Source organism: Mycobacterium sp. IS-1496, assembly GCF_001499995.1.
Classification (GTDB): domain Bacteria; phylum Actinomycetota; class Actinomycetes; order Mycobacteriales; family Mycobacteriaceae; genus Mycobacterium.
In genome coordinates this window covers 13,478-38,477 of sequence record NZ_LQIU01000076.1, presented here as the reverse complement: position 1 = coordinate 38,477, position 25,000 = coordinate 13,478, and the positions used below count along the sequence as shown (strand labels likewise).

Annotated in this window: 25 protein-coding genes; 15 read left to right on the top strand and 10 right to left on the bottom strand. The window is 70.2% G+C overall.

The features are described 5' to 3' along the window. Position 1 precedes the first annotated feature (1 nt). Entirely contained in the window at positions 2-421 is a 420-nt protein-coding gene (locus tag AU195_RS24480) for an SRPBCC family protein (protein WP_059161610.1), read from the top strand. Here the strand turns inward: AU195_RS24480 and AU195_RS24475 are convergent. After that, positions 418-648 carry a hypothetical protein gene (locus AU195_RS24475; protein ID WP_059161609.1) on the bottom strand — a complete coding sequence of 77 codons (231 nt, stop codon included), beginning with the start codon at positions 646-648 and terminating at the stop codon, positions 418-420. The genes AU195_RS24480 and AU195_RS24475 overlap by 4 nt on opposite strands. Before the next feature lie 87 nt (positions 649-735). Here AU195_RS24475 and AU195_RS24470 point away from each other — a divergent pair, with 87 nt between their 5' ends. Next, the gene (locus AU195_RS24470) at positions 736-1,173 is read left to right on the top strand and encodes a nitroreductase family deazaflavin-dependent oxidoreductase (protein WP_059161608.1); all 438 of its coding nucleotides are present in this window, start codon (positions 736-738) and stop codon (positions 1,171-1,173) included. A gap of 43 nt (positions 1,174-1,216) precedes the next feature. Continuing rightward, positions 1,217-2,497 carry a threonine ammonia-lyase IlvA gene (gene ilvA, locus AU195_RS24465; protein ID WP_059161607.1) on the top strand — a complete coding sequence of 427 codons (1,281 nt, stop codon included), beginning with the start codon at positions 1,217-1,219 and terminating at the stop codon, positions 2,495-2,497. A 1-nt stretch (position 2,498) separates the two neighbouring features. Here the strand turns inward: ilvA and treZ are convergent, their stop codons facing one another. Genes treZ through sucT form a run of 4 tightly spaced genes read right to left on the bottom strand, consistent with a single transcriptional unit; the run spans position 2,499 to position 10,806 of the window. Next, positions 2,499-4,235 carry a malto-oligosyltrehalose trehalohydrolase gene (gene treZ, locus AU195_RS24460; RefSeq protein WP_059161688.1) on the bottom strand — a complete coding sequence of 579 codons (1,737 nt, stop codon included), beginning with the start codon at positions 4,233-4,235 and terminating at the stop codon, positions 2,499-2,501. Next, the gene (gene treY, locus AU195_RS24455) at positions 4,228-6,522 is read right to left on the bottom strand and encodes a malto-oligosyltrehalose synthase (protein WP_059161606.1); all 2,295 of its coding nucleotides are present in this window, start codon (positions 6,520-6,522) and stop codon (positions 4,228-4,230) included. The genes treZ and treY overlap by 8 nt, the downstream gene beginning before the upstream one ends. After that, positions 6,522-8,654: a glycogen debranching protein GlgX gene (gene glgX / locus AU195_RS24450; protein WP_059161605.1), complete on the bottom strand. Its 2,133-nt coding sequence runs from the start codon at positions 8,652-8,654 to the stop codon at positions 6,522-6,524. The genes treY and glgX overlap by 1 nt, the downstream gene beginning before the upstream one ends. Before the next feature lies 1 nt (position 8,655). Continuing rightward, on the bottom strand, positions 8,656-10,806 hold the full coding sequence (gene sucT / locus AU195_RS24445) for an acetyltransferase SucT (RefSeq protein ID WP_059161604.1): 2,151 nt from the start codon (positions 10,804-10,806) through the stop codon (positions 8,656-8,658). Positions 10,807-10,844: 38 nt separating this feature from the next. On the opposite strand from sucT, the gene AU195_RS24440 reads away from it, so the two are divergent. Genes AU195_RS24440 through AU195_RS24420 form a run of 5 tightly spaced genes read left to right on the top strand, consistent with a single transcriptional unit; the run spans position 10,845 to position 15,406 of the window. Continuing rightward, positions 10,845-12,197 (top strand): adenosylmethionine--8-amino-7-oxononanoate transaminase, encoded by a 1,353-nt coding sequence (locus AU195_RS24440; RefSeq protein WP_082703201.1) that lies wholly within the window; start codon positions 10,845-10,847, stop codon positions 12,195-12,197. Between the two features lie 41 nt (positions 12,198-12,238). After that, a complete protein-coding gene (locus AU195_RS24435) occupies positions 12,239-13,387 on the top strand; it encodes an 8-amino-7-oxononanoate synthase (RefSeq protein ID WP_059161602.1) in 1,149 nt (382 codons plus the stop codon). Beyond that, on the top strand, positions 13,384-14,073 hold the full coding sequence (gene bioD, locus AU195_RS24430) for a dethiobiotin synthase (RefSeq protein ID WP_059161601.1): 690 nt from the start codon (positions 13,384-13,386) through the stop codon (positions 14,071-14,073). The genes AU195_RS24435 and bioD overlap by 4 nt, the downstream gene beginning before the upstream one ends. Further along, positions 14,074-14,595 (top strand): 2'-5' RNA ligase family protein, encoded by a 522-nt coding sequence (locus AU195_RS24425; RefSeq protein ID WP_059161600.1) that lies wholly within the window; start codon positions 14,074-14,076, stop codon positions 14,593-14,595. A 34-nt stretch (positions 14,596-14,629) separates the two neighbouring features. Beyond that, positions 14,630-15,406 (top strand): hypothetical protein, encoded by a 777-nt coding sequence (locus tag AU195_RS24420; RefSeq protein WP_059161599.1) that lies wholly within the window; start codon positions 14,630-14,632, stop codon positions 15,404-15,406. A gap of 19 nt (positions 15,407-15,425) precedes the next feature. Here the strand turns inward: AU195_RS24420 and AU195_RS24415 are convergent, their stop codons facing one another. Beyond that, positions 15,426-16,022: a TetR/AcrR family transcriptional regulator gene (locus AU195_RS24415; RefSeq protein ID WP_059161598.1), complete on the bottom strand. Its 597-nt coding sequence runs from the start codon at positions 16,020-16,022 to the stop codon at positions 15,426-15,428. Positions 16,023-16,069: 47 nt separating this feature from the next. Here AU195_RS24415 and bioB point away from each other — a divergent pair, with 47 nt between their 5' ends. Genes bioB through AU195_RS24400 form a run of 3 tightly spaced genes read left to right on the top strand, consistent with a single transcriptional unit; the run spans position 16,070 to position 17,912 of the window. Beyond that, positions 16,070-17,065, top strand: a complete 996-nt coding sequence (bioB, locus tag AU195_RS24410) for a biotin synthase BioB (RefSeq protein ID WP_059161597.1) — start codon at positions 16,070-16,072, stop codon at positions 17,063-17,065. Then, on the top strand, positions 17,065-17,265 hold the full coding sequence (bsaP, locus tag AU195_RS24405; RefSeq protein ID WP_059161596.1) for a biotin synthase auxiliary protein BsaP: 201 nt from the start codon (positions 17,065-17,067) through the stop codon (positions 17,263-17,265). Before bioB ends, bsaP begins: the two co-directional genes overlap by 1 nt. Then, positions 17,262-17,912, top strand: a complete 651-nt coding sequence (locus AU195_RS24400; RefSeq protein ID WP_059161595.1) for a DUF2567 domain-containing protein — start codon at positions 17,262-17,264, stop codon at positions 17,910-17,912. The genes bsaP and AU195_RS24400 overlap by 4 nt, the downstream gene beginning before the upstream one ends. Here the strand turns inward: AU195_RS24400 and AU195_RS24395 are convergent. Then, positions 17,848-19,200, bottom strand: coding sequence for a lipase family protein (locus AU195_RS24395; protein ID WP_059161594.1), 1,353 nt, complete (start codon positions 19,198-19,200; stop codon positions 17,848-17,850). The genes AU195_RS24400 and AU195_RS24395 overlap by 65 nt on opposite strands. A 42-nt stretch (positions 19,201-19,242) precedes the next feature. Continuing rightward, entirely contained in the window at positions 19,243-19,941 is a 699-nt protein-coding gene (locus tag AU195_RS24390; protein ID WP_059161593.1) for an NUDIX hydrolase, read from the bottom strand. Between AU195_RS24390 and nadA the strand changes: the two genes are divergently transcribed. The 3 genes from nadA to nadC are packed head-to-tail and all read left to right on the top strand — an operon-like array spanning position 19,933 to position 23,500. Then, positions 19,933-21,000: a quinolinate synthase NadA gene (gene nadA, locus AU195_RS24385; protein WP_502687385.1), complete on the top strand. Its 1,068-nt coding sequence runs from the start codon at positions 19,933-19,935 to the stop codon at positions 20,998-21,000. The genes AU195_RS24390 and nadA overlap by 9 nt on opposite strands. Next, positions 20,997-22,643, top strand: a complete 1,647-nt coding sequence (locus AU195_RS24380; RefSeq protein ID WP_059161591.1) for an L-aspartate oxidase — start codon at positions 20,997-20,999, stop codon at positions 22,641-22,643. Before nadA ends, AU195_RS24380 begins: the two co-directional genes overlap by 4 nt. Beyond that, on the top strand, positions 22,634-23,500 hold the full coding sequence (gene nadC, locus AU195_RS24375; RefSeq protein WP_059161590.1) for a carboxylating nicotinate-nucleotide diphosphorylase: 867 nt from the start codon (positions 22,634-22,636) through the stop codon (positions 23,498-23,500). Before AU195_RS24380 ends, nadC begins: the two co-directional genes overlap by 10 nt. A gap of 13 nt (positions 23,501-23,513) precedes the next feature. Here nadC and map read toward each other — a convergent pair whose 3' ends face one another. Further along, on the bottom strand, positions 23,514-24,284 hold the full coding sequence (gene map / locus AU195_RS24370) for a type I methionyl aminopeptidase (protein WP_059161589.1): 771 nt from the start codon (positions 24,282-24,284) through the stop codon (positions 23,514-23,516). A gap of 81 nt (positions 24,285-24,365) precedes the next feature. Here map and AU195_RS24365 point away from each other — a divergent pair, with 81 nt between their 5' ends. After that, on the top strand, positions 24,366-24,659 hold the full coding sequence (locus AU195_RS24365; RefSeq protein WP_059161588.1) for a helix-turn-helix domain-containing protein: 294 nt from the start codon (positions 24,366-24,368) through the stop codon (positions 24,657-24,659). Here AU195_RS24365 and AU195_RS24360 read toward each other — a convergent pair. After that, positions 24,617-25,000, bottom strand: coding sequence for a nitroreductase family deazaflavin-dependent oxidoreductase (locus tag AU195_RS24360; RefSeq protein ID WP_059161587.1), 384 nt, complete (start codon positions 24,998-25,000; stop codon positions 24,617-24,619). The two genes, AU195_RS24365 and AU195_RS24360, sit on opposite strands and share 43 nt — an antisense overlap.

Sequence of the window (25,000 nt, the reverse complement as noted above, 5' to 3'; positions counted from 1 at the left end):
CGTGGCCGCAGCGAACCACCCCGAGTCCCGCCACATCGCCGTCTGGATCTCCGCCCCGGCCGACGCGGTGTACGACCTCGCCGCGGATCCGCAGACCTGGCCGCGGTGGGCCGCCGGTCTGGCGCAGGGTGGGTTGCGGCAGACCGCACAGGGGTGGGTCGCCGACTCGCCGATGGGCGAGGTGACCGTCGAGTTCTCCCCGGCCAACGAGTTCGGCGTACTCGACCATGTCGTACGCATGCCGTCCGGCGAGGCGGTCTACAACCCGTTGCGGGTGGTGCCGGCCGGCCGGGGGGAGCAGCGTTGCGAGGTGGTGTTCAGCCTGCGCCGGCGTGCGGACATGACCGACGACCAGTTCGAGGATGACGCGGCGGCGGTGGCGGCCGACCTCGAGGCGCTGCGCGCCCTCGTCGAGGACTAGCGGCGGCTCGAGCAGACCGTGCCGAAGCCCACCCAGGTGACGGCGGCGGCGGCCGCGCCCGACAGCACCGCGGGCGCGGCGCTCATCGTCAGCAGGCCCACGACCGTGAACGCCACGATTCCGACGATCAGCGCGATCACCTTGTAGGCGGGCCAGGGGACACCGGCAACGCTCACATCGCACGCCGCGCGAGCGACGGTCGAACGGAAGTTCCCGGCGGTGGTCATGACGTCAACGATACCTCTCAACAAAGATTTCGGGCAACCGAAACTCCGATTCAGGAGCACTCGTCCGTACCCGCCTAAGCTGGTTCCATGCCACTCACCGGAGAATACGAACCGAGCACGTCGGACTGGGCCCGCGAACAGGCCGAGAAGTTCATGGAGTCGGGCGGAACCGAGGCGACCGAACTCAACGGCAAGCCGATCATCCTGCTCACGACTGTCGGCGCCAAGTCGAACAAGCTGCGCAAGACCCCGCTGATGCGGGTCGAGCACCAGGGCGAGTACGCGGTCGTCGCATCGCTCGGAGGGGCGCCCAAACACCCGGTCTGGTACCACAACATCAAGAAGAACCCCCGGGTCGAACTCCAGGACCAGACCGTCACCCGGGAGTACGACGCCCGCGAGGTGTTCGGCCAGGAGAAGGCCGAATGGTGGGAACGCGCGGTCGAGGTGTGGCCCGATTACGCGGACTACCAGAAGAAGACCGACCGGGAGATCCCGGTCTTCGTGCTCACTCCGGTCGAGTGAAACCGGATTTTCTCCCGCTGCGCAGCAGTGGCACCATTGACCGGTGTCCGCTGAACTGACCCAGACCCCTCGCACGTCGCCGATCACCGCGGCCGACATCGACGAGGCGGCCCGGCGGATCGTCGACGTCGTCGTGCGCACACCGCTGCAGTACTCCGAGCGGTTGTCGGAGGTCACCGGCGCCGACATCTACCTCAAGCGGGAAGACCTGCAGGCGGTGCGGTCCTACAAGCTGCGCGGCGCGTTCAACCTGCTGTCACAGCTCACCGAGGACGAGATCGCCGCCGGTGTGGTCTGCTCGTCGGCGGGCAACCACGCCCAGGGGTTCGCGATGGCGTGCCGGACCATGGGCATCAAGGGCCGGGTCTACGTCCCGGCGAAGACGCCGAAGCAGAAACGCGACCGCATCCGCTACCACGGCCGCGAGTTCATCGAGTTGATCGCCGTCGGGGCCACCTACGATCTGGCGGCCGCGGCGGCGATCGACGACGTCGCCCGCACCGGCGCCACCCTCGTTCCGCCCTACGACGACGTGCGCACCATGGCGGGGCAGGGCACCATCGCCGCGGAGATCCTCGACGACCTCGACGCCGAACCCGATCTGGTGATCGTCCCGGTCGGTGGCGGCGGGTGCATCGCCGGCATCACCACCTATCTGGCCGAACGCACCTCAGGCACCGCGGTGCTCGGCGTGGAGCCGGCAGGCGCGGCGTCGATGATCGCGGCGCTGAGCGCCGGCGAACCGGTCACACTCGACCACGTCGACCAGTTCGTCGACGGTGCGGCGGTCAACCGCGCCGGGCGTCTGCCGTTCGCCGCGCTGCAGGCGGCCGGTGACATGGTCTCGCTGACCACCGTGGACGAGGGCGCGGTCTGCACCGCGATGCTGGACCTGTACCAAAACGAGGGCATCATCGCCGAACCCGCAGGCGCGCTGTCGGTGGCCGGGCTGCTCGAGACGACGGTGGAACCCGGCTCGACCGTGGTCTGCCTGATCTCGGGCGGCAACAACGACGTATCCCGCTACGGCGAGATCCTCGAGCGCTCGCTGGTGCACCTGGGGCTCAAGCACTACTTCCTGGTCGACTTCCCGCAGGAGCCGGGCGCACTGCGGCGGTTCCTCGACGAGGTGCTCGGCCCGAACGACGACATCACGCTGTTCGAGTACGTCAAGCGCAACAACCGGGAGACGGGGGAGGCGCTCGTCGGGATCGAACTGGGATCGGCCGCCGACTTCGACGGCCTGCTCACCCGGATGCGCTCCTCGGACATGCATGTCGAAGCGCTGGAGCCGGATTCGCCGGCCTACCGTTACCTGCTCTGAGCTACCCGCTCCGCACGACCGCGAACGAATGCCCGGCCAGCCGCGTCCCGTCGCCGTCAGCCGCCGGGTCGCCCCAGGCGAGCACCACGTCGCCGGTGACGGGCACCGTCACCGCGTCGGAGCCCAGGTTGCACGCGATCGACAGCGCGCCGCGGTGCATCACGATCCAGCGCTGCGCCTCGTCGTACTCGACGCGCAGGTGGTCCAGCCACGGGTCGGCCAGGTCCGGCTCGGTGTGCCGCAGCGCGATCAGGTCCCGGTAGAGGGCGCGCAGGCGGCCGTGGTCGCCGTCGTCGATCTCGTCCCACTTGAGTTTGGAGCGCAGGAAGGTCTGCGGGTCCTGGGGGTCGGGGATCTCGTCGGCGTCCCACCCGTGTTCGGCGAACTCCCGCTTGCGGCCCTCCGCCGTCGCGCGGGCAAGTTCCGGCTCCGGATGGCTGCTGAAGAACTGGAACGGAGACGACGAGCCCCACTCCTCGCCCATGAAAAGCATTGCTGTATAAGGTGACCCGAGCGCGAGGACGGCCTTGACCGCGAGCTGTCCGGTGTCGAGGTTCTGTGACGGACGGTCGCCGACCGCCCGGTTGCCGACCTGATCGTGAGTCAGCGTGTAGGCGAGCAGCCGGGTGGCCGGGATGGTCGCGGTGTCCAGCGGGCGGCCGTGGCGCCGGTGCCGGAACGTCGAGTACGTGCCCGCGTGGAAGTATCCGCCCTTCAGCGTCTGCGCCAGCGCCTCGACGGTGCCCCAGTCGCCGTAGTAGCCCTGCGTCTCACCCGACACCGCGGCGTGGATCGCGTGGTGGATGTCGTCGTCCCACTGCGCGGTCATGCCGAGGCCGCCCTGATCACGCGGGGTGATCAGCCGGGGGTCGTTCATGTCGCTCTCGGCGATCAGCGACAGCGGCCGGCCGAGTTCGGTTGCCAGCGCGTCGGTCTCGGCCGAGAGCTCCTCGAGGATGTGGATCGCGGTGGTGTCGACGAGGGCGTGCACCGCGTCCAGGCGCAGCCCGTCGGCGTGGAAGTCACGCATCCACCGCAGCGCGCAGTCGAGGATGTAGCGGCGCACCTCGTCGGCGCCGGCGTCGGCGATGTTGATCGACTCGCCCCACGGATTGCTGCCCGACGACAGATACGGGCCGAACTTGGGCAGATAGTTGCCCGACGGTCCGAGGTGGTTGAAGACCGCGTCGATCAGCACCCCGAGCCCGCGGGCGTGACAGGCGTCGATGAGACGGATCAGCGCGTCGGGGCCACCGTACGGTTCGTGCACGGCATACCAGAGCACCCCGTCGTACCCCCAGCCGTGGGTACCGCCGAACGCGTTGACCGGCATCAGTTCCACGAAATCGACACCGAGGTCGACCAGGTGGTCGAGCTTGCCGATCGCGGCGTCGAACGTGCCCTCGGGGGTGAACGTCCCGGTGTGCAGTTCGTAGATCACCTGGCCCTTTTCGGACCCCTCGATCGCGCGACCCGCCCATGCTCCGTCGGTCCACGCGTCGGAAGCCGGCCGCCACAGCTGGGAGCGTTCGTGGACCCCGTCGGGCTGACGCGCCGAGCGGGGGTCGGGCAGCACCTTCGGGTCGTCGTCGAGGACGAAGCCGTACCGCGCGTCCGGCGCGGTGTCCACCTCGGCGCGCCACCAGGCGTCGTCACCGCGTGTCATCGGGTGCAGGGTCCCGTCGACGTCGAGTCGCACCCGCTCGGGCAGCGGCGCCCACACCGCGAACTCAGGCATCGTCACGCTCCAGCAGCACGGTGGGCAGTTCGGCGAACAGATCGGCGGCCGTCACGGTGCCGGTGAAGCGGCTGCCGGTGATGCGGTCGGTCCAGTTGCCGTCGGGAAGTGTCAATTCGGTGTCACCCCAGCCAGTTTCGTGCAGTCGCACGGTGTGACGGCTGACGGCGGTCAGCACGTCGTCGCCGCGTAGGAACGCCACGACGTGCTCGGCGGCCGCACCGCGGGCGAGGATCGGGGTGTACCCGCCCTCTACGAAGGTGGCCGGGCGGTCGCGGCGGACGCGCAGTGCCGCGTGCACCACGCGCATCTTGGGATGGCGCAACGCCTCCAGTTCGGTGCGGCACTGCGCGTAGTCGACCGGACGGCGATTGTCCGGATCGACCAGGCTGTCCTCCCACAGCTCGGTGCCCTGATAGACGTCGGGGACGCCGGGGCCGGTCAGCGCCAGGAGTTTCTGGCCGAGGCTGTCGTTGCGGGCATGCGGGTCGAGTTGTTCGATTAGGCGGGTGAGTTCGGTGCCCACCGGGCCGTCGATGACGCTGTCCAGCCACGCGTGCACGCCGCTCTCGAACTCGCTGTCCGGGTCGTTCCACGTCGTGTGGGTCGCCGCTTCGCGAATCGCCTTCTCCGCGTAGGCGTGTAAGCGCTCGCGTAGTTCGTCGGTGACCACCCCGTCGGCCGGCCAGACGCCGAACACGTTCTGCAGCAGGAACAGTCCGGTGCCGGAATCGGGCGGCGGGGTCCGATCCGCCCAGGCCTCCACGTACTGCGCCCACAGCGACGGCACCTGGGAGAGCACGCCGATGCGGGCGCGCACGTCCTCACCGCGTTTGGTGTCGTGGGTCGACAGCGTCGTCATCGCGTGCGGCCACATCGCGGCCCGGGCCGCGGCGCGCTGATGGAACTCCGCGATGGACACGCCGAACCACTCGGGTTCGCCGCCGACCTCGTTGAGCGACACCAGGCGGGCGTCCCGGTAGAACAGACAGTCCTCCATGGCCTTCGCGGTGGCCGCACCGCACAACTGCTGGAACCGCACCGCGGTCTCCCGGCCACGGGACAGCGCCGCGGACAGGATCTGCAGAGCCGGCGCGAAACGCGGCTGCTCCGAGAGCGTTTCGGCGATCGCGACCGGCAGCACCGTCGCCAGCGCCGGATAGTCGGACCGGTACACACCGAGGTGGCTGATCACCGCGGCGACCGCATTCGGCAGGTCGTCGTGGTCCTGGCCGGTGGCGGCGACGATCGTGCGGCAGAGCCGAGCCAGCTCACTGCCCAGGGTGGTGGTGACGGCCTGCACCTTGAGCGCCCGCGCGGTACGGGGCATCGCGGCGTAGTCAACACCGGTGGATTCGTAGAGCGTGCCGAGCGCGTCGGCGCCTGCGGGATCGATGAACACCCCGCCCGCCTCGCGCAACGCGTCGTATCCGGTGGTGCCCGCGACCGGCAGGGTCGGGTCCAGCGGTTCGTCGACGGCGAGGATCTTCTCGATCACGATCCAGGCCTGCGGGCCGACGAGCTCCCGCAGCCAGGCCAGATATCCGGGGGGATCGGACAATCCGTCGGGGTGGTCGATGCGGATGCCGTCGACGAGGTCATCGGTGAACCACCGTTTGACCTCGGTGTGGGTCGCCTCGAAGACCGCGGGGTCTTCCTGGCGCAGTCCCGCCAGCGACGTGATCGAGAAGAACCGGCGGTATCCGCAGATCCCGCGCTTCCACCCGATCAACCGGTAGTGCTGACGGTCGTGGACGTCCGGACCGGTGCCCTCACCCGTACCGGGCGCGATCGGGAACACCAGGTCGCCCAGGCGCAACCGGTCACCGTCCACGGTGAGATCGGCGACGTCGCCGTCGGATCCGAGCACGGGCAGCAGGATCCGGCCGTCCGGGTCGGCGGTCCAGTCGACGTCGAAGTAGTCGGCGTACGCGGAGTCGCGGCCGTGGGTGAGCAGATCCCACCACCACGGGTTCTGCGTCGGATCGTCGACGCCGACGTGGTTGGGCACGATGTCAACGATGAGGCCGACCTTCCGCCTCTTGGCCGCCGCCGACAGCGAGGCGAGCGCCTCGGCGCCGCCGAGCGCCGCCGACACGGTCGTGGGATCGGTGACGTCGTAACCGTGGGTCGAACCCTCGACCGCGGTCAGGATCGGCGACAGGTACAGGTGTGAGACCCCGAGTGCGTCGAGGTAGTCCACCAGCGCCTCGGCGTCGGCGAGGGTGAAGGCGTCACCGCGCATCTGCAGCCGGTAGGTCGACAACACGGGCCGGGCGGCGGCCATCAGGCGGTCTTCCGCAGCACGAGCAGCGATCTGGGTTGTAGCGAGATCTTCTCGCCAGCCGGGACGACGACGTCGGTGTGGCCGGTCGGGTCGGCGGTGTCCAGGTCGGCGGTCCACATCTCGGCGTAGTCGCCGTCGGGGGTGACGAAGTCCTGCACGTGGTCGTGGGCGTTGAAGCACAGCAGGAACGAGTCGTCGACGACGCGTTCGCCGCGCGCGTCGGGGGTGGGGATCGCCTCGCCGTTGAGGAAGACCGCCACGCACCTGCCCAGGCCGGTGCCCCAGTCCTCGGGGGTCATCTCGGCGCCCGCGGGTGTCAGCCACGCGATGTCGCGGACCTGATCGGCGCTGCGGATCGGTTTGCCCTCGAAGAACCGCCGTCGCCGGAACACCGGATGGCTCTTGCGGAACGCGACAACCTTGCGGGTGAACTCCAGCAGATCGGCGTTCGTCTCGCACAGCGACCAGTCCATCCAGGACAGTTCGGAGTCCTGGCAGTAGACGTTGTTGTTGCCCTGCTGGGTGCGGCCGATCTCGTCACCGTGGGCGATCATCGGCGTGCCCTGGCTGCACATCAGCGTGGCCAGCATGTTGCGCATCTGCTTACCGCGCAACGCCGTGATCTCCGGATCGTCGGTGGGACCCTCGACCCCGCAGTTCCAGGACCGGTTGTGGCTCTCGCCGTCGCGGTTGTGCTCGCCGTTGGCTTCGTTGTGTTTCTCGTTGTAGGACACCAGATCCTGCATCGTGAACCCGTCGTGGCAGGTCACGAAGTTGATCGAGGCGCTGGGGCGCCGTCCGGTGGCCTCGTAGAGGTCTGATGATCCCGTCAGCCGGGAGGCGAATTCGCCGAGGGTTGCGGGTTCTCCCCGCCAGTAGTCACGCACAGTGTCGCGATATTGCCCGTTCCACTCGGTCCACAAACCTGGGAAGTTCCCGACCTGGTAGCCACCCTCACCGACGTCCCACGGTTCGGCGATCAGCTTCACCTGGCTGACCACCGGATCCTGCTGCACGAGGTCGAAGAACGCCGAGAGCCGGTCGACGTCGTAGAACTCGCGGGCCAGCGTCGAGGCCAGGTCGAAGCGGAACCCGTCGACGTGCATCTCCAGCACCCAGTAGCGCAGCGAATCCATGATGAGCTGCAGGGTGTGCGGATGGCGGGCGTTGAGGCTGTTGCCGGTGCCGGTGAAGTCCTTGTAGAGCCGCCGGTCGCCGTCGAGGAGCCGGTAGTAGGCGGCGTTGTCGATACCGCGGAAGTTGACCGTCGGCCCGAGGTGGTTGCCCTCAGCGGTGTGGTTGTAGACGACGTCGAGGATGACCTCGATGCCCGCCGCGTGGAAGGACCGCACCATGGCCTTGAACTCGGCGACCGCGCCGCCGGCGTGCTGATTGGCCGCGTACTCGTTGTGCGGGGCGAAGAAGCCGAACGTGTTGTAACCCCAGTAGTTTCGCAGTCCGAGGTCGAGGAGCCGGTGGTCGTGCATGAACTGGTGCACCGGCATCAGCTCGATGGCGGTGACGTTCAGCGATCTGAGGTGGTCGATGATCGCGGGGTGGCAGAGCCCGGCGTAGGTGCCGCGCAACTGCGCGGGGATGGCGGGGTGCCGTTGGGTCATCCCCTTGACGTGGGCCTCGTAGATCACGGTGTCGTGGTACGGCGTGCGCGGCGCGCGGTCCGAACCCCACTGGAAGAACGGGTTGATGACGACGCTGGTCATCGTGTGCCCCAGCGAGTCGATCCGCGGGGGAGTGCCGCCGGAGGCGAGGTCCTCGGCATCGAGGTCGTAGGAGTACAGCGCCTGACCGAAGCGGAAGTCGCCGTGGAACGATTTCCCGTACGGATCGAGCAGCAGCTTGCTCGGGTCGCACCGGTGTCCCGCGGGCGGATCCCACGGGCCGTGCACACGGAACCCGTAGCGCTGGCCGGGGCTGACGGTGGGCAGGTAGGCATGCCAGACGTAACCGTCCACCTCGTCGAGGTCGATCCGTTCCTCGCTGCCGTCCTTGGCGATCAGGCACAACTCGACGCGTTCGGCGACCTCGGAGAAGAGCGAGAAGTTGGTGCCGGCTCCGTCGTACGTCGCGCCCAGCGGGTAGGCCTCACCGGGCCAGACCGTATGCGAGGTCACGTCACCACCAGCCGGTGGCGGCGGCGATCTGACGTCCGAGTTCGTCGGTCATGGTGCGCATGTAAGTGGTGGAGATGTGGTGAGCGTCGTGATACAGCAACACATTTCCCTCCACCACCCGGCAGTACTCCTCCCGACACACCGCGTCGCTCATGTCCAGTGGCTTGAGCATCGGGAACCGGTTGACGTAGGCCAGTGTCGGATTGTCGTCGGAGAGTACCTTGGAGCGCTCGATACCGCAGGACACCGCATCCCCGCCGTCGGCCAGGCAGTCCGCCGGGATGTACGGTTCGCCGTCGCGCACCAGCCACGGCGTGTCGCGCATGGCGAGAATCGGGATCTTGTTGCGCGACAAGGTTTCCCAGATGCCCAGGTACGTCGACGGCATGACGTCGCCGTCCTTGACGTTCCACGGCCGCGTCGAGGTCGTGAACACGTAGTCCGGTTTGTCGGCAAGCAGTTTCGGCATCACCCGGGAGTTCCACTCGTGGCACTTGGGATAGGGCCGGTTGTCGCCCATCACCAGCGGCATCTCCTCGGTGGTGAGCGGACAGCCCATCTTGAGGTAGGTGACCACCTTGAAGTTGTGGGTCCGGCCGAGCAGGTCGAGCGCGGTGATCCAGTGTTCGGCGTGCGAGCCGCCTGCCAGCGCGATGGTGCGCGGCGCCGACTTGTCGCCGTAGGTGCAGTTGATCACCCCGACGTTGTCGAAGTCGCTGATGCAGCCGTCGATGGTGCTGGCGGGCAGATCCTTCTTGGCCTCGAGAACCGACGGGCGCATCGGCAGCTTGGGCACCCGGACCTTGTCGAGCAACGCGATCGCACCGGGATAGTCCTGCAGGGACAGACCGGCCAGTTCCGCGCCGTTGGCCCGCTGGACGGTGACGTGCTCGCGCCAGGTGAACGACGTCGCGGTGAGCGCGACGCCCAACAGCGCCACCACCGAGCCCAGCGCGATCGTGCGCCTGCGCAGCCGGGTGCGCAGCGGCGCCGTCGCGACGGCCGTCGCCGGGGCGCGGTAGCGCAGCGGCTCCTCGATGTAGCGCATGGTCAGCCAGGCCAGTACGCCGGAGACGGCCAGCACGCCCGCGCCCTGCCAGAAGTCGACCCGCGAGTGGCCGGTGTACGACAGCCAGAAGATCAGCAGCGGCCAGTGCCACAGATACAGCGAATAGGCCATCGACCCGAGCGTCACGAACGGTGCGGTGGCCAGCAGCCGGTTGGGTGCGGGCAGCCGGCCGCCCGGCCCGCGGTTGGCGGCCGACAGGATGAAGGCGACCGTGGCCCCGACCGGAACCAGCGCCCACGGACCGGGGAACTCCTTGACGCCGTCGATGAACCATCCGCACGACAGGATCGCGGCCAACGCGGCGGTGGCGACGATGCCGCGCAGCCACATCGGCCATCGGATGTAGGGCACCAGCGCCCCGGCCAGCGCCCCGAGCAGCAGCTCCCAGGCCCGGGCGAAGCTGTTGTAGTAGGCGGTGGCCTGGTCGTCGTTGTGGGCGATGACGGCGTAGACGAACGAGGCGACGGTCAGCGCGGTGAGCAGCACCACCAGGACCGCACGCAGGTGGCGGCGCAGGACCCGCCGGAACAACAGCCCGAACGCGAAGATCAGCGCCAGGAAGGCGATGTAGAACTGGCCCTGCACCGACATCGACCAGATGTGCTGCAGGGGGCTGACCGTCTCCCCGGCCCGCAGGTAGTCCGACGCGGTGATCGCCAGTTCCCAGTTCTGGTAGTACCCGAGGCTGGCCAGGCTCTGGTCGGCGAACGTCTCCCACCGGGTCTCCGGCTGGATGAGGATGGTCAGCACCGCCGAGGCGGCCAGCACCACCACCAGCGCGGGCAGCAGGCGCCGCACCAGCCGCGTGAACTCGGGGAACGGGCGCAGCGGGGCGTCCTGGGTCAACACCATGCGCAGCAACCGGCCGCCGAAGAAGAACCCCGACAGGGCCAGGAAGACGTCGACGCCACCGGAGACCCTGCCGAACCAGACGTGGAAGACCGCGACGAGCGCGATCGCCACACCTCGCAAACCGTCCAGATCGTGCCGGTAGAAGCCCGATGACCGGGTCCCCGTCGCGGTGGGCCGGACGGGTTCCGGGTCGGTGCCGGCCGCCGGCCGCCGGAAGGCGAGGGTCATCATGGTCGGCGGCTAATTTACCGAATAACGCCGCACACCTCATGCCGCGCATCGAGGGGACGCCGCGGCGGGCGCAGGCGTTAGTGTCGATTTCCGTGTCCGCGTTGACCCCAGACCAGATCAGCGCCCTCGATGCCGCGCACGTCTGGCATCCCTACAGCACCATCGGCGCCGGTGCGTTGCCGCCCGTGGTGGCGCTGGCCGCCAAGGGGGCGTGGATCACGATCGCCGACCCCGACGACGGCCGCCCGGTGGACGTCATCGACGCGATGAGCTCGTGGTGGACGGCGATCCACGGCCACGGCCACCCGGTGCTCGACGCGGCGATCAGCCGGCAGCTCGCCACCATGAACCACGTGATGTTCGGCGGGCTGACCCACGAACCCGCCGCCCGGCTGGCGCAGCTGCTGGTGCAGATCACCCCGCCCGGCCTGGAGACCGTGTTCTTCTCCGACTCCGGGTCGGTGTCGGTGGAGGTGGCCGTCAAGATGGCGCTGCAGTACTGGCGGGCCGCCGGACGGCCGGGCAAGACCCGCCTGATGACCTGGCGCGGGGGCTACCACGGCGACACCTTCACCCCGATGAGCGTGTGCGATCCCGACGGCGGCATGCACGGAATGTGGACCGACGTCCTGACCCGGCAGGTGTTCGCCCCGCCGGTGCCGCGCGACCACGACCCCGGCTATGTCGCCGCGTTCGAGCGGCAGCTCGCCGAGCACGCCGGCGAACTGGCCGCGGTGATCGTGGAGCCGGTGGTGCAGGGCGCAGGCGGGATGCGGTTCCACGACCCCCGCTACCTCCGTGACCTGCGGACCCTGTGCGACCGGCACGACGTCCTGCTGATCTTCGACGAGATCGCCACCGGCTTCGGGCGCACCGGCGAACTGTTCGCCGCCGACCATGTTGGGATCAGCCCCGACATCATGTGCGTCGGCAAGGGGCTCACCGGCGGCTATCTGACCCTGGCCGCGACGCTCTGCACCGCCGAGATCGCCCACACCATCAGCACCGGGGAGGCCGGTGCGTTGATGCACGGCCCGACCTTCATGGCCAACGCGCTGGCCTGCGCGGTCGCTGTGGCCGCGGTCGAACTGCTGCTGGCGGGGGATTGGCGCGCCACGATCGCCGGGATCGAACGGGCACTGGCCGACGGTCTGCGGCCGGCGCGTGAGGTGCCGGGAGTCGCCGACGTCCGGATGCTCGGCGCGATCGGCGTCGTCGAACTGGAACGTCCGGTCGACATGGCGACGGCGACCGCCGCGGCGCTGCGCCACCGGGTCTGGCTGCGGCCGTTCCGCAACCTCGTCTACGTCATGCCGCCGTACATCTGCACGGCCGAGGAACTCGCCCAGATCACCTCCGCCGTGGTGGGTGTGGCCCGTGCACTAGCCTGAACGGTGTTCAATTGACCGTTCAGTCGCCGAGGAGGTCGCCCGTGACCCGCGCCGGTCTGTCGCCCCTGGCCTGGCTCGACGATGTCGCCGACCAGCGGCGCGCCGCTGGCCTGCGCCGCGCACTGCGCAGCAGGCCGCCGGGTGGTACCGCGGTGGACCTGGCCTCCAACGACTACCTCGGCCTGTCCACGCATCCACGCGTCGTCGAGGGCGCGGTGCGCGCGCTGCGCGAGTGGGGCGCCGGGTCGACTGGTTCGCGGCTGGTCACCGGCAACACCGAACTGCACGAAGGCTTCGAGCGCGCGCTGGCCGCATTCACCGGCGCCGAGTCCGCGCTGGTGTTCTCCTCCGGATACACCGCCAACCTCGGTGCGGTGGTGGCACTGTCCGGCCGCGGTTCGCTGCTGGTGTCCGACGCGCTGACCCATGCGTCGCTCGTCGACGCCAGCCGGCTGTCGCGGGCCCGCGTCGTGGTCACCCCGCACCGTGACGTCACCGCGATCGAGACCGCGCTGGCCACCCGCGACGAACACCGAGCGGTCGTGGTGACCGATTCGGTGTTCTCCGCGGACGGGGTGCTGGCGCCGCTTCGGGACATGCACGAGGTGTGCCGCCGACACGGCGCACTGCTCATCGTCGACGAGGCGCACGGACTCGGCGTGCGCGGCAACGGCGGCCGCGGGCTGCTCGACGAGGTCGGTCTGGCCGGCGCCCCGGACGTGGTCATGACCACCACGCTGTCCAAGGCCCTGGGCAGCCAGGGCGGGGTCGTCCTCGGCCCCCTCGCCGTGCGCGACCACCTGATCGACGCCGCTCGTCCGTTCATCTTCGACACGGGCCTGGCGCCGGCCGCGGTCGGTGCGGCGTGGGCGGCGATGGAGGTGCTCGTCGACGAACCGTCGCGTGCCCGCGCGGTGCTGGACAACGCCGCCGCACTGGCACAGGCGTGCGACGTGCCCGCACGGCCCGACTCCGCCGTCGTCTCGGTGATCCTCGAAGAACCCGAGGTGGCACTGGCCGCGGCGACCGCCTGCCTCGAGCGGGGTGTGCGCGTCGGGTGCTTCCGGCCGCCCACCGTGCCCGAGGGCACCTCCCGGCTGCGCCTGACCGCGCGGGCGTCGCTGACCCCCGAGGACCTCGACACCGCCCGGCGGGTGCTCACCGACGTGCTGACGGCGGCGCGCCGATGAGCGTGCTCGTGGTCACCGGGACCGACACCGGCGTCGGCAAGACCGTGGCCACCGCGGCGCTCGCCTGCGCCGCCCGTGTCGCCGGAATAGACGTCGCGGTGTGCAAACCCGTCCAGACCGGGATCGGTCCGGCCGGCGGTGCGGGGGACGACGACCTCGTCGAGATCGGCAGGCTGGCCGGGGTGGACGCCCTGCACTCGGGATGGCGCTACCCGGACCCGTTGGCGCCGGTGGCCGCGGCGCAGCGCGCGGGCACCGCACTGCCGACGCGCGACGAGCTGATCGGCATGATCCGCGGGGCCGACGCGCCGGGCCGGCTGACGCTCGTGGAGGGTGCGGGCGGGCTGCTGGTCGAACTCGGCCAGGGCGGTGTCACGCTGCGCGACATCGCCACCGAACTCGCCGCGCCCGTGCTGGTGGTGGTCGCACCGGGTCTCGGCACCCTCAACCACACCGCGCTGACCCTGGAATCGCTCGGCGCCCGGCGCATTCCATGCGCGGGCCTGGTGATCGGCGCCTGGCCCGCCCAACCGGGTGCGGCCGAGATCGACAACCGCGACGCGCTGGCCCGGCTCGCCCCGGTGCGGGCGGCGCTGCCCGCCGGCGCCGGTTCGGTCAGCGCCGTCGACTTCGAACGGATCTGCGCGACGGCTTTCGACCCGGTCTGGCTCGCGGGCCTGCTGTAGATGGTCCACTCGGTCGAGTTGCTCTTCGACCCCCGCACCGACGCGGCCGTGCGCCGCGTCTGGGCTGACCTGGACGCCGCCGGGGTACGCAGTCAGGCCGCCAACCGCTCACCCAGCAACCGACCGCATGTGACGCTCACCGTGGCCGGGCACATGGCCGACGGGGTGGACGAGGCGCTGCGCCCGCTCCTGCAGCGACTGCCGATCGACGGGCTGATCGGGGCGCCGATGCTGTTCGGTGTCCGCGCGCTGATCCTCGTGCGACTGCTGGTGCCGTCGGCGCCCCTGCTCGATCTGCACCGCGAGGTCGACCGGGTGTGCCGGCCCTTCGTCGACGGCGCCCCGCTTCCGCACACCGCGCCCGGGCAGTGGACCCCCCACGTCACGCTGGCGCGCCGCATGCCGCCCGAGCAGCTACCCGCCGCGGTGGGGGTGCCGGGCCTGGCCTCCGACATCCGCTGCCGGATCGTGGGCCTGCGCCACTGGGACGGCGACAACCGCGTCGAGTATCCGATCAGCTGACCGTCCGCACCTGCTGGGGGTAACTTACGGGTCAGTGGCCAAACGATCCGACGAGGAGTCCGGCGGGGCCTCTCACTGGAGTCCCGGTCGACTGCACTGGTGGACGACAACGGCGATCGCCGTCATCGGCGCGATCGTCGGTGGCACGTCGCTGATCATGAACTTCTTCTACCACCCCGGCGCGCCGCCGACCACGATCGAGTCCGGCCACTCGGAGTTCATGAAGCTGAGTTACTCGGACCGGATCGACCGATGCGTTCCGTACATCTCGGAGCACCTCGACTCGTGGCGCGATCGGTGGCGAAGCGCCTTGAGCGAGACCGGCGGCTCACACCAGAAGCCGCCGGTGCCCTTCGCGGCGCTCGGCGATGCGGGCGCCTCGGGCCAGGCGATCGTCAACACGTACCTGGCGGTGGTCGACTACGCCGAGAAGTCGGCGCCCACCGACGAAGGCGAGAACCTGCTCTCGTGTGTCTATTCGCCCGCGCTGCGGACGGGTCCGAGCCACACCTATCCGGACGTGGACGCCCTCGTCGGCAGCGGTAACGACGTCCCCAAGGCCGACAATCTGGTGGTCGCGGAGAGCCCGGTTTACCTGCAGGGCCAATTCGCCGGAGTCACCGCGGAGGGCCGTGCGAACAAGATCGTCGAGGTGATCATCCGACCGGGCCCGAGCGAGACGCGCCGTGAACTCGGTTTCGCGGTGGTGTCCGGTCACGATCAGGGAGTCCAGATGTGGGCGCTGACCGCGTCGGTGGACGCGGGAGACCCTCAGTGGATGAACGACATCGCCGGCTACCGCGGCTTCTGACCTCGGCCGACGGCGGCCGTCACGTCGGGTCGAATGTCGATGTCCGCGAACGGGTTCGGGCGTGCATGCCGTCCACGAGCAGGTCCAGTCCGAACGTGAACCTGACCGTCGGGTCGTCGGTGAGCACGGACTGCCCGTCGGGAAGTTGGGCGCCCGCGGCGTCCCACTGGAGGCGCGACTGCTCGTCGACGGTGAAGCCGAGCACGTAGTAGACGACGGTGCGGGCCGCCAGTTCGGCGTGCTCGGGAGCCACCCCCGCGTCGGCCGCGGCGCCGGCCAGCCAGTCGAGGATTCGAGTCATCGCCCGCGACCGGCCGGCCGCGAAGCTGGCCGACACCAGCTCGGCGCCATCGGTATGCGACAGCAGCGCGTCGCGCAGCGCGGAACACAGCGCCGTGACGCGGTCGCGCCGACTTTCGGCCACATCGTCGACGGGTTCCAGGATCTGGTCGGCCACCGCGCCGAGGAGCTCCTGCTTGTTGGCGAAGTGCCAGTACAGGGCGCCGGGGGAGACGTTGAGCTCGCGGGCGAGCCTGCGCATCGTCAGGTCGGCGATGCCGTAGGCGTCCAGGATCGCCGTCGCCGCGTTCACCACGTCGCGTTTGTGCAGCTGCACACCGCTACCCTAACCTGAACGCTGTTCAAGAACCGAAGGGAGCCCAGGTGAGCGACATTCTGGCGGTGGCGCGCGAACAGGTGCTGGAACGCGGCGAGGGTCTGAACCAGGACCAGACGCTGCAGGTGCTGCAACTGTCGGACGATCGTCTCGACGATCTGCTCGCTCTCGCGCACGAGGTCCGCATGGCCTGGTGCGGCCCCGATGTCGAGGTCGAGGGCATCATCAGCCTCAAGACGGGCGGCTGCCCCGAGGACTGTCACTTCTGTTCGCAGTCCGGCCTGTTCGCCTCGCCGGTGCGCAGCGCGTGGCTCGACGTGCCGAGCCTGGTGGAAGCCGCCAAGCAGACCGCCAAGACCGGCGCGACGGAGTTCTGCATCGTCGCCGCGGTCCGCGGCCCCGACGAGCGACTGCTGGCGCAGGTCGCAGCCGGGATCGAGGCGATCCGCAACGAGGTCGACATCCAGATCGCCTGCTCGCTGGGCATGCTCACCGCCGACCAGGTCGAGCGCCTCTCGGCGATGGGCGTGCACCGCTACAACCACAACCTCGAGACGGCGCGGTCGTTCTTCACCAACGTGGTCACCACGCACACCTGGGAGGAGCGGTGGGAGACCCTGCGCATGGTCCGAGAGGCGGGCATGGAGGTGTGCTGCGGCGGCATCCTCGGCATGGGTGAGACCCTCGAGCAGCGCGCGGAGTTCGCCGCGAATTTGGCCGAACTCGATCCGCACGAGGTGCCGTTGAACTTCCTCAACCCGCGGCCGGGCACCCCTTTCGGAGACCTCGAGGTGCTTCCTGCTTCCGAGGCGCTCAAGGCGGTCGCCGCCTTCCGGCTCGCGCTGCCCCGGACCATGCTGCGCTTCGCGGGCGGCCGCGAGATCACCCTCGGTGACCTCGGCGCCAAGAAGGGCATACTCGGCGGGATCAACGCCGTCATCGTCGGCAACTACCTGACCACGCTCGGGCGGCCCGCGGAAGCCGATCTCGAACTGCTCGACGACCTGCAGATGCCGATCAAGGCGCTCAACGCCAGCCTGTGATGGCGCCCAAATTCAACGTCTACACTGGCGAACCCGCAGGCGGCGCGGTCCCGACCGCGGCGCAGCTGGGTCTGGAACCGCCCCGGTTCTGCGCCGAGTGCGGACGCCGGATGGTGGTGCAGGTCCGTCCCGACGGGTGGTGGGCGAAGTGCTCCAGGCACGGCGTCCTGGACTCCCACGATCTGGAGACACAACGGTGAACGATGTTGCGGCACCGCGATATTCGCGGCGAAAGGCCGCGCTGCTCACGGTCGCCGGGTTGGTGGCGGCCGGTGCGGCCACCGGTGCGCTGTGGTCGCTGCTCGCGCCGCCGGTGCACGGTGTCGTCGCGCTGACGCGGGCCGGTGACCGCGTCCGGGCATACCTGGGCAGCGAGGCCGACCACTTCTTCACCTCGGCGTTCCTGTTCGTCGGCATGCTGTCGGTGGTCGGCGTCGTGGCGGCGGTCTGGCTCTGGCAGTGGCGGGCGCACCGCGGGCCCGTGCTGATCACGGCGCTCGCGGTCGGCGGTGCTGGCGCCGCTGCGGCGGCGGCGGGCGTCGGAGCGGCCCTGATGCGTATGCGGTACGGCGTGGTCGACATCGCCGGCGCACCGGTGACGCCCGAGCGCCGGGTGCACTACGTCGTCGAGGCACCCGCGGTGTTCTTCGGTCACACGTCGCTGCAGATCGCGTGTTCGCTGGTGTTCCCGGCCGCTCTGGGCGCACTGGTCTACGCGATGTGCGCGGTCTCGACCTCCCGGGACGACCTCGGCGGCTGGCCGCCGCAGGAGTATCAGCCGGTCAGCGGTCGAACTGAGACAGTGGACGGCGCTCTACCCGTTGGCCCGCAATCACCTTCGCGCTGATTACCGCGAGCCGAAGCATGCCGCGGTAGGTCGACGGGTTCAGCAGTGTCGGCCACTTGGTGCGGGTGAGGTTCTCGCTCAGCGGGCGTCCCGCGAACCGGTCCCGCAGCCAGCGCAACGTCATCGGTGCGGACATCGGGTGCAGCAGCATGTGCTCGCTGAACATGTCCCGGTGATAGGTGACGTGGGCGCCGCCGCTGCTGTAGGTGTCGATCAGCGCGTCGATGTCGTCGACCGAGACGATGCGGTCGTGCACGGCCTGCACGATCAACACCGGCGGCCTCGGGGTCGCGGTGCCGAGCTTGATGCTGTCGAAGACCTCCTGGACCTCCTGGGTCTGCAGGATCTCCTCCAGCGGCCGGTCGACCAGCTTGCCCATGTCCATGCCGACCCACCGCAGCACCGCGTGCGCCGTCGTCATCTTCTGGATGCGCAGCAGCATCGCCTTGCCGGAGTCGGTCGCGTGCTCCTGGATGACGCGGTCGAGGTCGGGGTAGCTCTGAGTCAGCGCCGCCACGACCATCGCGGGCAGACCCGAATAGAGGCTGCCGTTGAGTCGGCGGAACGCGTTGCCCAGATCGGCCACCGGTGAACCGAGCACCGCGCCGACGATGTTGAGCTCGGGGGCGTAGTCGTCACAGGTCTCCGCCGCCCAGGCGGTGGCCAGCCCACCCCCGGAGTAGCCCCACAGGCCGACCGGCGCCTCCGCCGACAGCCCGAGACGGTCGCTGTTCAGCGCGGCCCTGACCCCGTCGAGCACGTGGTAGCCGGGTTCGTGGGGCGCACCCCAGATACCGTGCCGGCCCTCGTGGTCGGGTACGGAGACGGCCCAGCCCTCGGCGAGCGCGGCGGCGATCAGCAGGAACTCGGCCTGGGCCAGCGCACCGACGGCCTTGGCGCCGCGCCGCAGCGCGTAGGAGGGGAAGCAGCGCCCGGCGACCGCGTCGATCGCGCACTGGTAGGACACGATCGGGCACGGCTTCTTGGGATCCCGCTGCGTCGGTGCCACGACGGTGGTCACGGTGGCCTGCGGATCACCGCGGAAGTCGGTCGTGCGGTACAGCAGCTGGGTGGCGGTGAACTTCTGGGGGACGAGCCCCATGAAAGCCAATTCGACGTCACGTGAGCGCAGGATCGTGCCGGGCCGGGCGTGTTCGAAACCCGCGGGCGGTTCGTAGAAGTGGTCCTTGGCCGGTACCGACGGCCGCGCCCCCCGGGAAACGTCCTCGTGGTACGGCTGGCCGATCCACTCGGCGCCGGTTTCCCGCGCCACACTGCCCAAGTCCATCCGGCCAAGGCTACTTAAGAGGTCTATGAGATTCCACTCGCCTCACCCGGGCGGGCGAAGTGCGGCGAATTCGTCGGTCACCCGATAGCGGGACTCGGTGAACCGGTAGAGGGCCGGTGGCCGGCCCCCCGCCCGGCCGGAGCGGGCGGTGGAGCCGGTCCTGGTGATGACGTTGCGGCGTTCGAGCACGCGTTGCAGATTGGTGGCGTCCACCTGGTAGCCCAGCGCCGCACCGTAGATGTCCCGTAGCGTCGAGATCGCGAATTCCGTTGGTGTGAGCGCGAATCCGATATTGGTGTAGGACAGCTTGGCCGCCAGGCGGGTATGGGCGTGTTCGACCATCGGGCGGTGGTCGAACGCCATCTGCGGCAACTCGGACACCGGGTGCCAGCAGGTGTCCGGCGGTAGCGCCGGGGTGGCGGGCGAGGGCACCAGGCCCAGGAACGTCGAGGCGATGGTGCGCGCGCCGGGCACGCGGGCCGGGTCGGAGAACACGGCGAGTTGTTCGAGGTGGGCTACCTCACGCAGGTCCACCTTCTCGGCCAGCTGGCGCCGCACGGACGTGGTGAGGTCCTCGTCGTGGCCGAGCCGGCCGCCCGGCAGCGACCACCGGCCCCGCTCCGGATCGAGTGCTCGCTGCCACAACAGCACGTGCAGGGCGGGGTGTCCCGCGCCGGGGCCGATGCCGCGAATCTGGAACACGACGGCGAGCACTTCGTGCGCGGTGCTAGTATGAGCCATGTTTTCGATTGTAAGTCGAAAACCGAATCGACACCGAGGGAGCCCACCGTGACGCTGCTTGACGAGACGTTTCCGGCGGAGTTCGGCGACGTCGAACCCACCGAGGAGTGGGCCGCCGAAGTGCGCCGCCTGGCCCGGCAGCGCGGGGCGACCGTGCTCGCGCACAACTACCAGCTGCCGGCCATCCAGGACGTCGCCGATCACGTCGGGGACTCCCTGGCACTGTCGCGGATCGCGGCCGAGGCGCCCGAGGACACCATCGTGTTCTGCGGCGTGCACTTCATGGCGGAGACGGCCAAGATCTTGTCGCCGGACAAGACGGTCCTGATCCCCGACGCCAGGGCGGGCTGCTCGCTGGCCGACTCCATCACCGCCGACGAACTGCGGGAGTGGAAGGCCGAGTTCCCCGGCGCGGTGGTGGTGTCGTACGTGAACACCACCGCCGCGGTGAAGGCCGAGACCGACATCTGCTGCACGTCCTCGAACGCCGTCGACGTCGTCGCGTCCATCCCGGCCGACCGTGACGTGCTGTTCTGCCCGGACCAGTTCCTCGGAGCCCACGTCCGCCGCGTCACCGGCCGGACGAACATGCACATCTGGGCGGGGGAGTGCCACGTCCACGCCGGCATCAACGGTGACGAACTGGCCGATCAGGCCCGCGCGCATCCGGAGGCCGAACTGTTCGTCCACCCCGAGTGCGGGTGCGCCACCTCGGCGCTCTACCTCGCCGGCGAGGGCGCGTTTCCGGCCGACCGGGTGAAGATCCTCTCGACCGGCGGCATGCTCGACGCGGCCCGTGAGAGCCGCGCGAGTCAGGTGCTGGTCGCCACCGAGGTCGGCATGCTGCACCAGCTGCGCCGTGCGGCCCCCGAGATCGACTTCCAGGCGGTCAACGACCGGGCCTCGTGCCGGTACATGAAGATGATCACGCCCGCCGCGCTGCTGCGTTGCCTGACCGTCGGCGCCGACGAGGTGCACGTCGACCACGAGACCGCACGGCTGGCTCGGCGCAGCGTGCAGCGGATGATCGAGATCGGGCAGCCCGGCGGCGGGGAATGACCCTCCCCGGGGGCAGGAGCGCAGCGACCGGGGGGAAGGCGTCCCTTCGCGGTTGCGGCGGCACCACGCACTGGCAGCAGCGCGCTGACGTCGTGGTGATCGGCACCGGGGTCGCCGGTCTGGTGGCGGGGCTGGCGGCGCACCGCCGCGGCCGCCGCGTCATCGTGCTCAGCAAGGCCTCCGAACAGGCCGGGTCGACGGCCACCGGATACGCCCAGGGCGGGATCGCGGTGGTGCTGCCCGGCGCGTTGCGGGACGACGGCGACTCGGTGGACGCGCACGTCGATGACACGCTCGCCGCGGGTGGGGGTCTGTGTGACGCCGAGGCGGTTCGGTCCATCGTGGCCGACGGGTACCGCGGGGTGTGCGATCTCGTGGACGACGGCGCCCGCTTCGACGAATCCACCGCCGGCCGCTGGGCGCTGACGCGCGAGGGCGGCCATTCCCGGCGACGGATCATCCACGCCGGCGGCGACGCGACCGGCGCCGAAGTGCAGCGTGCGCTCGACTGCGCGGCGCGGGTGCTCGACATCCGCCACGACCACGTGGCGGTCCGGGTGCTGCGCGACGACGCCGCGGTGACCGGCGTGCTGGTCCTCAACGAGGACGGACCCGGCATCGTGCACGCCCCGGCGGTTATCCTGGCGACCGGCGGTCTCGGCCACCTCTACGCCGCCACCACGAATCCGGAGGCCGCCACCGGCGACGGGATCGCGCTGGCGCTGTGGGCCGGCGTACCGGTCAGCGACATCGAGTTCGTGCAGTTCCACCCGACCATGCTGTTCGACGGGCGCACCGGCGGCAGGCGCCCGCTGATCACCGAGGCGCTGCGCGGAGAAGGCGCACGGCTGGTCGACGCGCACGGGGATCCGGTGACCGCGGGGGTGCATCCGCTCGGTGACCTGGCTCCGCGTGATGTGGTCGCCGGCGCGATCGACGCGCGGCTGAGGTCCACCGGGGATCTGTGCGTCTATCTCGACGCGCGTCATCTGAGCGGGATCGCGCACCGTTTCCCGACCGTCACGGCGGCGTGCCGGCAGGCCGGCATCGACCCCGCGCGTCAGCCCATTCCCGTCGTGCCCGGGGCGCACTACAGCTGCGGCGGCGTCGTCACCGACGTCGACGGTCGCACCACGCTGCCCGGGCTGTTCGCCGCCGGCGAGGTGGCCCGCACCGGGATGCACGGCGCCAACCGGCTGGCGTCCAACAGCCTGCTCGAAGGCCTGGTCGTCGGGGGCCGCGCGGGCCGCGGCGCCGCTGATCACGCGGCCGCGGCGGGTCCGAGCCGGGCCGTCGCCCCCGAGACCCTCGTGGGTGAGGCGCTCGGCCGCCGGGGCCTGCAGGCGGCGATGAGCCGCGACGCCTCGGTGGTGCGCGACGTCGAGGGGCTGCTGCGTCTGGGCGACCTCCTCGCGACGGCGACCGCGCGCCCACTGCGCTCCCGCACCGACGTCGAGGACGCCGCGCTCACCCTGACGGCGCAGGCGGTGTCGGTCGCCGCGCTGCAGCGCGCCGAGTCGCGGGGGTGCCACCACCGCGCCGACCACCCCGGCGCCGACCCGGCGCACGCCGTCAGCGGCGCGGTAGACCTGGACGAACACGGACACGTACGACTGAAGGTGAGGGCGGACGCGTGCTGCTGAGTCAACTGTCGAAAGCGGAGATCGCCGAGGCGCGTGCGGTGGTGTCGCGCGCACTCGAGGAGGATCTGCGGTACGGACCGGACATCACCACTCAGGCGACCGTTCCCGCCGACGCGGCCACCACCGCGGCGATGCGCACCCGCGAACCAGGGGTCGCCGCGGGCATCGACGTGGCGCTGCTCGTGCTCGACGAGGTCCTCGGTCCCGACGGCTACCGCGTGACCGACCGCGTCGAGGACGGCGCCAGCCTGCTGCCCGGCGCGGCGCTGCTCACCCTCGAGGCCCCGACCCGCGGTCTGCTCACCGCCGAACGCACGATGCTCAACCTCGTCTCACACCTGTCGGGCATCGCGACCACGACCGCGACCTGGGTGGACGCGGTTGCGGGAACCAACGCCAGGATCCGGGACACCCGCAAGACGCTGCCGGGCCTGCGCACGTTGCAGAAGTACGCGGTGCGCGTCGGCGGCGGCGAGAACCACCGCATGGGTCTGGGCGATGCGGCGCTGATCAAGGACAACCACGTGGCGGCCGCCGGTTCCGTGGTCGCCGCGCTGCGGGCCGTGCGGGCCGCCGCGCCGGGGCTGACCTGCGAGGTCGAGGTGGATTCGCTCGAACAACTCGACGAGGTGCTCGCCGAGGACGTCGAGCTGGTCCTGCTCGACAACTTCCCGGTCTGGCAGACCCAGATCGCCGTGCAGCGTCGCGACTCCCGCTCGCCGGCGACCCGGCTGGAGTCCTCCGGCGGGCTGTCCCTGGCGACGGCGGCCGAATACGCGGGCACCGGGGTCGACTACCTCGCCGTCGGGGCGCTCACCCACTCGGTCCGTGTCCTCGACATCGGACTGGACATCTGAGACGCGGTCCGCGTCAGGCCGCGCGACGCGTCAACACCAGCGGGTCGCCGTCGGTGACGGCGATGGTGTGTTCGCTGTGGGCGGTGCGTGAGCCGTCGGCCGACCGGATGGTCCAGCCGTCGGGGTCGTAGACGATCCGGTCGGTGCCGCGGGCCAGCCAGGGCTCGAGGGCGAGTGTCAGTCCGGGTCGCAGCGTCAGGCCGCGCCCTGGCCGTCCGCGGTTGGGCACGTGGGGGTCTTCGTGCATGGTCCTGCCGAGTCCATGCCCACCGAAGTCGGTGTTGACCGGATAGCCGTAGTCGGCGGCGACGGTCCCGATCGCCGCCGAGATGTCGCCGAGGCGGTTGCCCGGCCGGGCGGCGTCGATGCCGGCGGCCAGCGCCTGTTCGGTGGCCTCGATCAGCCGCTGATCGCCGTCGCGTGGAGTGCCGACGATGATGCTGCGTGCCGAGTCGGCCACCCACCCATCGATCGAGACCGCGATGTCCATGCTGAGCAGGTCGCCGTCGAGCAGCGTGTAGTCGTGCGGGAGGCCGTGCAGGACTGCGTCGTTGACCGACAGGCAGATGACGTTGCGGAACGGGCCGCGGCCGAACGACGGCGCATAGTCCCAGTAGCAGGACACCGCGCCGCGCTCGGCGATCAACTGGCGGGCGCGGTGTTCGAGGTCGAGCAGGTTCACCCCGACCTGTGCCCGCGACGCCATATCGTCGAGCAGGTCTGCGATGAAGGCGCCGGTGGTGCGCATCGCCGCGATCTCGCGGGGGGTCTTGAGTTCCAGCACACGCTCTCCTTGTCGGTATAGAAATACCAGAGTAGCGGAGCGACCGGTATTTTCATACCGGAGATGGCGTATCCTCGTTCCATGGTCCGATCGCCCCTGACGCCGCAGCAACGCGCCGCCGGCAAGCGGCTCGGCGCCCACCTTCGGCAGGCACGGGGCGACCGCAAGCTCGTCGAGGTCGCGCAGGCCGCGTCGATCTCACCCGAGACGCTCCGCAAGATCGAGTCCGGGCGCCTGGCGACGCCCGCGTTCGCCACGGTCGCCGCGCTGGCGGCCGTGCTGGGGATCCCCCTGGAGGACCTCGCCCGCACCTGCCTGCCCGAACCGGACCCTCAGCTCACGTCGGCGACGAACACCGCGATGTTGCGGGCCTGACGGCGGGCGAACGACGGCAGGGCCGCGACCTCGCGCCCGTTGGGCACGATCCGCGGGTTGACGATGTGCACTTCGTCACGGAACAGCCGCAGGTCGGCCTCGCCCGCGGCGATCGCGTTGCGCGCCCAGTCGGTCATCCCGTGGCCCAGCACGATCGCGAGCTCATCGCCTTTGCGGTAGGCCGTCACCGGCGTCTCGAACTGCCGCCCGGACCGTCTACCAGTGTGTTTGATGAGCGCCAGGCCGGGTACGCGGCCCGCCAGCGGCCTGATGACCGGATTGAAGTACTTGATCTGAAGGCGATCCAGCCACTCCGGGAACATCTTCGGTAGCTCCGACAC